Here is an 8,119-nt window from a genome sequence, read left to right on the forward strand (position 1 = left end):
AGCCGCCGCCGAAACCGCCACCACCGCCGCCGCTACCGCCGAAGCCCACACCTCCCAGCGGCTGACGGAAGCGTGCGAGCTTCGGCGAATGCGGATGAATGCCGAGCGACACCCATTGATCGAGCTCTTCGCCGTCCGCGGACAGCACCGGCTCGTAGCGGTACAACTCCTGCGTCGCGATGATGTTGTCGGACAGGCCCGTGACTTCGGTGATCGACAGAATGCGGCGGCGGCCGTTCGAAAGCCGCCCGATCTGCACGATGAAGTCGATCGCGTTGGCGATCTGACGGCGCAGGCTCGACTCGGTGCCCTGGAAGCCCGCGAAGCCCGCCAGCATTTCGAGCCGGTACAGACACTCGCGCGGCGAGCTTGCGTGAACGGTGCCCATCGAGCCGTCGTGGCCCGTGTTCATCGCCTGGAGCATTTCGAGCACTTCGCCGCCCCGCACTTCGCCGACGATGATGCGGTCCGGGCGCATGCGCAGCGTATTGCGCAGCAGGTCGCGGATCGTCACGACGCCCGCGCCGTCGAAGCCGCCCGGACGGCTTTCGAGCCGCACCACATGTGGATGGTTCAGCGACAGTTCGGCCGTGTCCTCGATCGTCACGACACGCTCCGGCTCGGGGATGTGAAAGGCGAGCGCGTTGAGCAGCGACGTCTTGCCCGAACTCGTTCCGCCCGACACCAGCACATTGCAGCGCGCCATGACCGCGGCTTCGAGCAGCGCGCCGATTTCGGGGCTATAGGTGCCGTTGCCGAGCAGATCGTCGGGACGCAGCGGGTCCTTGCGAAACTTGCGGATCGACACGATCGGCCCGTCGATCGACAGCGGCTCGATCACCACGTTGACGCGTCCGCCGTTCGGCAGGCGCGCATCGACCATCGGATTCGATTCGTCCAGACGCCGGCCGATCGGCGCGAGAATGCGCCGCACGATGCGCAGCAAATGCGCGTTGTCGGCGAAGCGCACCGGTATCTTCGTGAGGATGCCGTGGCGCGACACGTACACGTCGTTATAGCCGTTGATCAGGATGTCTTCGACGGCCGGATCGTTGAGCAGATCCTCGATCGGTCCGAAACCCGCGAGCTCTTTGGTCAACGCGTCGGCAATCGCGCGCACCTCGGCCTCGTTGATCGGCACGCGCCGCAGCCGCACGAAGCTGTCCATCTCCAGATCGACGAACTGATTGATCGCGTTGCGCGACCAGCGGCCGAACTCCGAGCCGAGTTCCTCGATACGCGTGAGCAGATGTTCGTGCGCGGCGTTCTTGATGTCCTGGAACTGCTGGCTTTGCGCAAACGACGGCGCGTTGTCGGCGAATTCGATTTCTTTTGCCATCGTCTATGACCGTCTGGAAGAAGTTGGGATGAAGCGTTTGAGCGCGCCCAACGCGGACTTGCCGCGCGCCGGCGCGCTCGTGTGTGCCGGGCCCGCGAGCCGCTCGATCAGCGGTTCGAGCGCGCGCACGTACGGGTCGCGCGCGGCGGCATCGGCGAGCAGCAAGCCCTGGTTCGCCGTCTGCCCGAGCGCCACGCGGCGATCGGGCAAGCTCGCGACGAGCGGAATCTCGAGACGCTCCGCGATCTGCGCGGCGGCGAGCCCGAGGTCCGGGTCGAACTTGTTCACGATCAGCCTGACGTTGGCGGTGTCCGTGCCCGCATCGCGCAATGCCTCGAGCACGCCGACCGCCGACACAATCGACGCCACGCCCTGATCGCAGACGAGCCACGCTTCGTCGGAAGCACGCACCACGTGCGCGATGAATTCGATGTTCGAGAAGCCGCCGAGGTCGATGATCTGCTGGTCGAAAAACGCGCGCAGCCGGTTCAGGAGACTGATCGACGACGAATAGGAAATCTCGCGCATGTCGGCGAGATTCGGCGGCAGCGTGGTGAATGCGAGGCCGCTCGTGTGATGCGAAAGCGCCGTGTGCACGAAGGTCTGATCGAAGCGCCGCAGATTGCGCACGGCTTCGACGAAATGAAAGTCGCTGCGGGTGTTGAGCATCAGCAGGCCGTCGCCGGCGGGCAAGCCGAGATCGAGTAACGCCGCCTGCCTGCCCTGCTGCGCGTCGCGCCGTTGCAGCATGACCGCGAGATTGGTCGCGAGCGTGCTCACGCCCATGCCGACACGCGCGCCGAGCAGCGCCGTCACGCGGCCGTGCCGGCTCACCGGTTCGACCAGGTTGTCGAGCACCTGCTGCGTGATGCGCAGCGCGTCGGCGGCGGGCGCGGTCAGATCGATGAAGTCGCGCACGCCCGCGCGCAACGCAGCCAGCGCGCTCTCCGGCTCGGCGAGCGAACCGATCGCGACGATCTGGAGCCCCGGATACTGCGCGCGCACCGCGTTCGTCGCCGCGCTCGCCGCCGCGCCGCGTCCGCCCGAAAAGTCGACGAATACGAGCGACGGATTGAGCGTCGCGATGCGCTGCGTGAGGATCGACGGATCGAGCGTGACCGCCTCGACCGCGCCCGCGGCTAGCAAGGTCTCCGAGAGCCAGTGCACATGTTCGTCGGCGAGCGACGCAAACATGAAATAGTCGGTGACGGCCCGGTCAGTCAACGAGTGCGTTCTTGCGTTCATCGTGCCCATCCTCTTGCGGCATCGGCGCAACGACGCGTGCCTTTGCCTTTCGTTGCCCGCCGCAGCCTAACTGCGGCAGACGCGCGCCGATCTTGCAGCGGCAAGCCGTGCGCGCGCCGCGAGCTGCCGCCTGGCCGCGCGCGTTCATTTCGAAAATCCCGGCGCCGCGTCGCGCGCCGCCACGCCGCCGATCAGCGAGCGCCACACCGGCGCGTTGCGCTGCTCCGACTGCTCGCCCGGCGTGGCCGGCAAGGTCGCGCCTTTCGCGAGCGGCGACACCAGATGCGGCGTGACGATGATCACCAGTTCCTTGTCGTTCTGCTGATAGTTGAGCTGCTTGAAGAACGCGCCGATCACGGGCAGGTCGCCAAGCAGCGGCACCTTGGCCACGTTGGAAATCGTTTCGCGATCGATCAGCCCGCCGATCACGAAGCTCTCGCCGTCGCCGAGTTCGACCGTGGTGTCGGTACGGCGCGTGGTGATCGCGGGCACCGATACGCCGCTGATCGTCACCGCGTTCGCGAAGTCGAGTTGGCTCGCTTCTGGCGCGACCTTGAGCGCGATGCGCTGCGGGCTCAACACGGTCGGCGTGAGCGTGAGACCGACGCCGTACGGCTTGTATTCGATCGACGTCGTGCCGAGACCTTGCGGAATCGGCACCGGAATTTCGCCGCCGGCAAGAAAGCTCGCGCTCTGACCGGACAGCGCGACGAGCGTCGGCTCGGCCAGAATTCGCGCGAGGTTGTTGCTTTCCATCAGGCTCAGGTCGGCGAACAGGCCGTGCGTGGCCGAGTTGAACACGAGATTGAACGCCGATGAAATCGGCGCGACCGAACTGAACGACGGCGTGGGGCCGTAGGTCGCCGAGGTCAGCGCCGACGGCGCGAAGGAGCCGAACGTGAAGCCGTTGTTCTGCTTGAGAATGTTCAGGCCGACCTGCTTGAGGACCGTGCGGCTGAACTCCACCACGCGCACGTCGACCTGGACGACCGAGCGGGTCGCGATTGTCGAGGTGTCGTAGATTTGTGCGTTGTTTGAGGCGCTGTTTGCGCTGCCGTTTGGTCCGCCGTTTGCACCGCTTTTTGCTCCATCGGCAGTGCCGATGCCGCCCGCGCCGCCCAGCGCCGCGCGCTGATGTGCCTCGATCTCGGCGGCAGCGGCTGCGCGGTGATGCGCTTCCATCGTCGGCGCGGCGCCCGTGATCAGTGCGGTGTCGCCGAGCACCTTCACGGACGGCGTGCCGGGCCCGAGCAAGCTTTTCGCGGCCGGCGAGCTCACGTTCACGACATACGACAACGGCGCGTCCTTGCCCTGCTCCCACAACATGACGTTCGTCGTGCCCGGCGATTTGCCGATCAGCAGCACGCCGCCCGTTTTGTCGCCCTTGATGATGAGCACGTCCGCGACGCTCGGATCGCCGATGGCGACGCGCCGCAGCGTATGGCCGCCCGCAAGCGACTGCTGCGAGCCGACGGCGATGTCGAGCTGCTCCGCGCCGCCCGCCGCAAAACTCGCGGACGACATCGCCATCGACGAGCCGCACAGCAGCGCCGTTAATCCGTACCCGAAAATGCGTTTGTTCATTTTTTTATGGACGCGCGTGGCCGCGCGGCTCCCTGAAACCGCTATCGGGCGACCGTTTCGGCGCGCCCACCCCGTATCACTTCGATGACGCCGCCCGCGCTTCCCGCATGATTCACGACGCGCGTGACGGGCGGCGCTGCATGCGGTGCGGCGGGCGTGCGTGGCGCGGCATTGCCCGCGCCGCCCGACAGCGCGTCGAGCGAGACGCCGGCGGCCGCGCGCGTTAAATCGCCGGACGGCGCGGCGTCGCCCGCTCGCGTCGATGTCTTCAGCACCGCGGGCAGCGGCGCGAACGCCGCGGCGTCGATTATTTCGGCATCCTTCGGATTGCGCAGCGCGAACACGAGCCGCCCCGAACTTTCGGCGAGCGTCAGACGGTCGACATCGGCAACCGGCACCGCGAGAACCGCTGTCCTGACCATGCCGTTCGGATCGCCGGACGTGTCGCCGGCAGCCGTCGCGTTGCCGAACGCGAGCACGCGCACCTTCGACATCAACAGACGCGCCTGGGTACGCTCGATCTCGCCGCCGCTGCCCATATTGCCGTCGCGCTTGAGCGTGAAGAACACGTCGACGAAATTGCCGGGCCGCAAGCGGTTGCCGACCGCATTCGATTCCTCGACGCGCACCGCGACCGCGCGCTCGCCCGGCTCGATCCGCTCGGCGAGACCGGACGACAGTTGCTCCTCGAGCACCGGCGAGTCCGCGCCGATGTCGGCGGCGGGCACGCGCCCCGCGACCAGCGAAGGATCGGCAAACGCGCCGTTGGGGTTGATCGGCAACGGCTGAACACGCAGCGCATCGGCGCCGATCGGCTTGCCCGCGGGCAGCACGCGCGTCGCCACCACCACCGGAAACACCGTTTGCTTGACGGACGCGACCGGCGCGGGCGCGGGCCGGCGCAGCAACATCACGGCGAATACGCCGAGCAACAGCGCGACGGCAATCAGCGCGCCGGCAACGATGCGGGTCAGCTTCAGCATGACCGGGCGCGCCATGAATCGCGCGAGGCGGTGTGGCCGTCATGCGCGGACGAGCGAGCCGGAGTCGACGGAATCGGAGCGTGTGCGTCAGTCAAAGTATGTTCACCGGATTGAGTTGCACCGTGGCGGTACTGGTCAGGTTGTCGGGCAGCACGAGCCCGAGCAGAGGCAAGTTCGGCACCAGCGGATGCGCCGCGTAGTTGTAGGTCAGGGTCACGGCAATGCAGGTCATGGCCGGCTGGTAGCTGCATGCGGCGGGCACGGTCTGGCATGCGGCGGTGCTGATCATCTGCGCGACCATGTTTGTGGCGGTCGTGCACGCGGCCGCGGCGCGCAGGCTGATGGCGGCGGGGACGTCGTTCGCTTTCTGATAGTTCAGCGCGGCGCGCGCGCCCTCTTCGCTTGCCAGCGTGAGACTCTGCTGCGCGACGAAGATCAGACTGAAGGTCACGATCGCATAGAAGACGCAGAAGAAGAGCGGGAACACGAGCGCGAATTCGATCGCGGTAGCGCCGCGCTGGGAACGGCGGGGGTGTGTGTTGCGTGCGTGTGCGTTGCGTGCGGGGACGCGCGGCGCGGCGTCGATACGGTTGGAGGGTATCGAGGCCAGTCTCGAGGCGGGTCTCGAATCGGCCCGCCTGCCGCGTTGCGGACGCGCGATCATCGGGCGCCTCCTACAACGAGTTGCGCGGCGAGCCATACCATCAACGGCACGGTGAGGCATGTGGCGAACGGCGTCGAGCGGCGACCGGCCAACTCGAAGGTAGGCGCCCGGCGTTGCAGCAGCGCGGCCACGCGCGTGCGCGTCGCGACGAGCACCCACAGCGCATGCAGCCCGGCGGCGACGCTCGCCACCGCCCACAGCCCGAGCAGCGCATGAACGCCGCACCACGCGCCAAGCACCGCGAACACCTTGACGTCTGCGGCGCCCATCATGCCGAGCGCGAAAAACGGCAACAGGGCGACGAGGCCGACGGCGGCGCCGGCCGCGGCCTGAGCGGCGGAAATACCGAACGGAGAAATGTTAAACAGAGCGCACAAAACCGCCGTTATTAAACCGACAACGACAAGCACATTGGAAATATGCCGGCTGCGGTAATCGCAAATGGCGACGCATGCACACCAGAGCATGAATACGAGAAGCACGAAGGATACTTGCATATTAGAACTCGACAGACGCATCAATTCACCCGGATTGCAATCGCAATCCGGGTGCGCCTATCAGGCAAGATCCCGGCAGGAATAAGAACGTAAAACGTTAAATTAATAATGCCTTACGCCGTGCTTGCCGAGACCCCATTGCTTTATTTGCTAATGAGGCAAAAGCCCGGCGATCGTCTGGAATGCCGTATTGAGCTGCGTGCCCAGACCCTGCACTGTCGAACCGATAACGACGACGATCAGACCTGCGATCAGGCCATATTCCAGCGCTGTTACGCCCCGGTTATCTCTCAGGAAGCTTGCGGTGAACTTTTTCATTGTTACCCTCGATTTTCGATTTATTCGTCATTCTGTGTGCCGCGTGTTGCAGCCAGGTCCAGCACGCACTGCACCGTTGGTCTCTCGTTCCGGTGCGCGTTGCTACCGTGCAGCATCTGAGCGTTGCGGCCGCCCCCAATAAAACGGATGTGCATGAGCTGTCTGTTCGATAACCCACCTCCCTCGTGAATCCGTCCGGCTTTTGGGCTTTATAGCTGAACAATCTTTTTTAAGCAATTCTCGTGTGCCCGCACGGATGATTGCCCGTTGGTTCTTCCCGTACACATAGGTTAACGGCTGTTCGTGCGTTGCAGCACATAGTATTAACCATAATTTTGAATCGGTGCACTAATTAACTATTTGAAAGGATGTTTCAAGCGGCACACGCCGCGATATGCGCTCGCGTTACGGCGAATTCCGTAACGGCGTCCCCGGCCCGTTACGTTACGTCGCTATCGCCAATGCGCCGCGGCGCCTTTTTCCCACGCATTTTCCGATTTAGCGCTTGCTCCATCGAATTCGGCAACGCCTTATTCGATAAGGCATTGCGACGCCTATTCGAAAATCTTCGCTATTGGTCAGTCGAAATGGCATGGGTCGTGCAGAGAGAGCCCGCAGCAGGACCACACACAACACATGCGATGCGAGGGCGACATGAACATTCAAACAATCGGCACGAACCACACGACCAACCTCAACGGAACAATCCGCATCACGAAGGCGGCGAACGTCGTCACGTTGCGCACCACGCTGATCGCGGCCGGCGTGGCGGCGCTGCTTTCGCTCGGCGCGTGCGGAGGCTCGGGAAGCCTCAGCTCGGGCACCGGCAGCAAAGGCAGCGGTTCGGCAGGCGGCACGCTGTCGACCGGGAGCGGCAGCGGCTCGATGGGCTCGGCCGGTTCCGGTAGCGGCGGTTCGGGCGGCCAATCCAATACGAACACCAGCACGAATACGAATACCGATCCGAACACGCACACCGATCCCGGCACCGACCCAAGCACGACGCCGGTCGCGAATGCGATCGGCACCGTGGTCGGCAACTCGGGCGGCGTGATTGGCGACGTCGGCTCGACGGTCTCGGGCGTCGGCACGGTAATCGGCTCACAGACGCTGCCGGGCGTGAGCCCGCAGACCACCCAGGCCGCAGGCGGCATCGTCAACGAAGTCGGCGCTGCCGTCTCCATGCTCGGCGGCGGCGTCACGCAGGGGCTCGGCCAGCTCGGCACAGGCGGCAACGCGGTCGGGACCACGGTGTCGAGCCTTGGCGGCGTCGTCGGACATGCCGGCGGCGCAGTGACGGAAACCGGCAAGCTCGTGACGAGCCTCGGCAGCGGCCCGCTCGCTCCGTTGTCGGCACTCACGACGCCGCTGGGCGGCGCGGTCGGCACGCTGGGCGGCGCGGTCACGAACGGCGGCAGCGTGCTCGGCACGGCGCTGTCGACCGGTCCGGTGCAGCAGGTCACGCAGACGCTGAGCACGGCGATACGCC

8 protein-coding genes are annotated in these 8,119 nt (G+C 65.5%); 1 reads left to right on the forward strand and 7 read right to left on the reverse strand.

Annotated elements, in window-relative coordinates; genetic code table 11:
- From BGRAMDRAFT_RS32950 to BGRAMDRAFT_RS32980, 7 genes are all read right to left on the reverse strand, one after another.
- On the reverse strand, positions 1-1,339 hold a 1,339-nt coding region (locus BGRAMDRAFT_RS32950), incomplete at its 3' end, for a CpaF family protein (protein ID WP_044022076.1).
- Between the two features lie 3 nt (positions 1,340-1,342).
- Entirely contained in the window at positions 1,343-2,584 is a 1,242-nt protein-coding gene (locus BGRAMDRAFT_RS32955; protein WP_006053270.1) for a hypothetical protein, read from the reverse strand.
- Between the two features lie 144 nt (positions 2,585-2,728).
- Positions 2,729-4,168: a type II and III secretion system protein family protein gene (locus tag BGRAMDRAFT_RS32960; protein WP_006053271.1), complete on the reverse strand. Its 1,440-nt coding sequence runs from the start codon at positions 4,166-4,168 to the stop codon at positions 2,729-2,731.
- A 41-nt stretch (positions 4,169-4,209) separates the two neighbouring features.
- The gene (gene cpaB / locus BGRAMDRAFT_RS32965; protein ID WP_044022077.1) at positions 4,210-5,151 is read right to left on the reverse strand and encodes a Flp pilus assembly protein CpaB; all 942 of its coding nucleotides are present in this window, start codon (positions 5,149-5,151) and stop codon (positions 4,210-4,212) included.
- A gap of 91 nt (positions 5,152-5,242) precedes the next feature.
- Positions 5,243-5,815, reverse strand: a complete 573-nt coding sequence (locus tag BGRAMDRAFT_RS32970; RefSeq protein ID WP_006053273.1) for a TadE/TadG family type IV pilus assembly protein — start codon at positions 5,813-5,815, stop codon at positions 5,243-5,245.
- The gene (locus BGRAMDRAFT_RS32975) at positions 5,812-6,312 is read right to left on the reverse strand and encodes an A24 family peptidase (protein WP_006053274.1); all 501 of its coding nucleotides are present in this window, start codon (positions 6,310-6,312) and stop codon (positions 5,812-5,814) included. The genes BGRAMDRAFT_RS32970 and BGRAMDRAFT_RS32975 overlap by 4 nt, the downstream gene beginning before the upstream one ends.
- A gap of 150 nt (positions 6,313-6,462) precedes the next feature.
- Entirely contained in the window at positions 6,463-6,630 is a 168-nt protein-coding gene (locus tag BGRAMDRAFT_RS32980; protein WP_006053275.1) for a Flp family type IVb pilin, read from the reverse strand.
- A 654-nt stretch (positions 6,631-7,284) separates the two neighbouring features.
- Here BGRAMDRAFT_RS32980 and BGRAMDRAFT_RS32985 point away from each other — a divergent pair.
- The coding region (locus tag BGRAMDRAFT_RS32985) for a collagen-like triple helix repeat-containing protein (RefSeq protein ID WP_198143947.1) at positions 7,285-8,119 on the forward strand (835 nt) is incomplete at its 3' end.

It is taken from the genome of Paraburkholderia graminis C4D1M, from assembly GCF_000172415.1.
Lineage (GTDB): Bacteria > Pseudomonadota > Gammaproteobacteria > Burkholderiales > Burkholderiaceae > Paraburkholderia > Paraburkholderia graminis.

Excerpts from the sequence above, each read along its gene's own strand:
- BGRAMDRAFT_RS32955 (WP_006053270.1), bottom strand. The coding sequence starts at position 2,584 with ATGAACGCAAGAACGCACTCGTTGACTGACCGGGCCGTCACCGACTAT.
- BGRAMDRAFT_RS32960 (WP_006053271.1), bottom strand. The coding sequence starts at position 4,168 with ATGAACAAACGCATTTTCGGGTACGGATTAACGGCGCTGCTGTGCGGC.
- cpaB (WP_044022077.1), bottom strand. The coding sequence starts at position 5,151 with ATGCTGAAGCTGACCCGCATCGTTGCCGGCGCGCTGATTGCCGTCGCG.
- BGRAMDRAFT_RS32970 (WP_006053273.1), bottom strand. The coding sequence starts at position 5,815 with ATGATCGCGCGTCCGCAACGCGGCAGGCGGGCCGATTCGAGACCCGCC.
- BGRAMDRAFT_RS32975 (WP_006053274.1), bottom strand. The coding sequence starts at position 6,312 with ATGCAAGTATCCTTCGTGCTTCTCGTATTCATGCTCTGGTGTGCATGC.
- BGRAMDRAFT_RS32980 (WP_006053275.1), bottom strand. The coding sequence starts at position 6,630 with ATGAAAAAGTTCACCGCAAGCTTCCTGAGAGATAACCGGGGCGTAACA.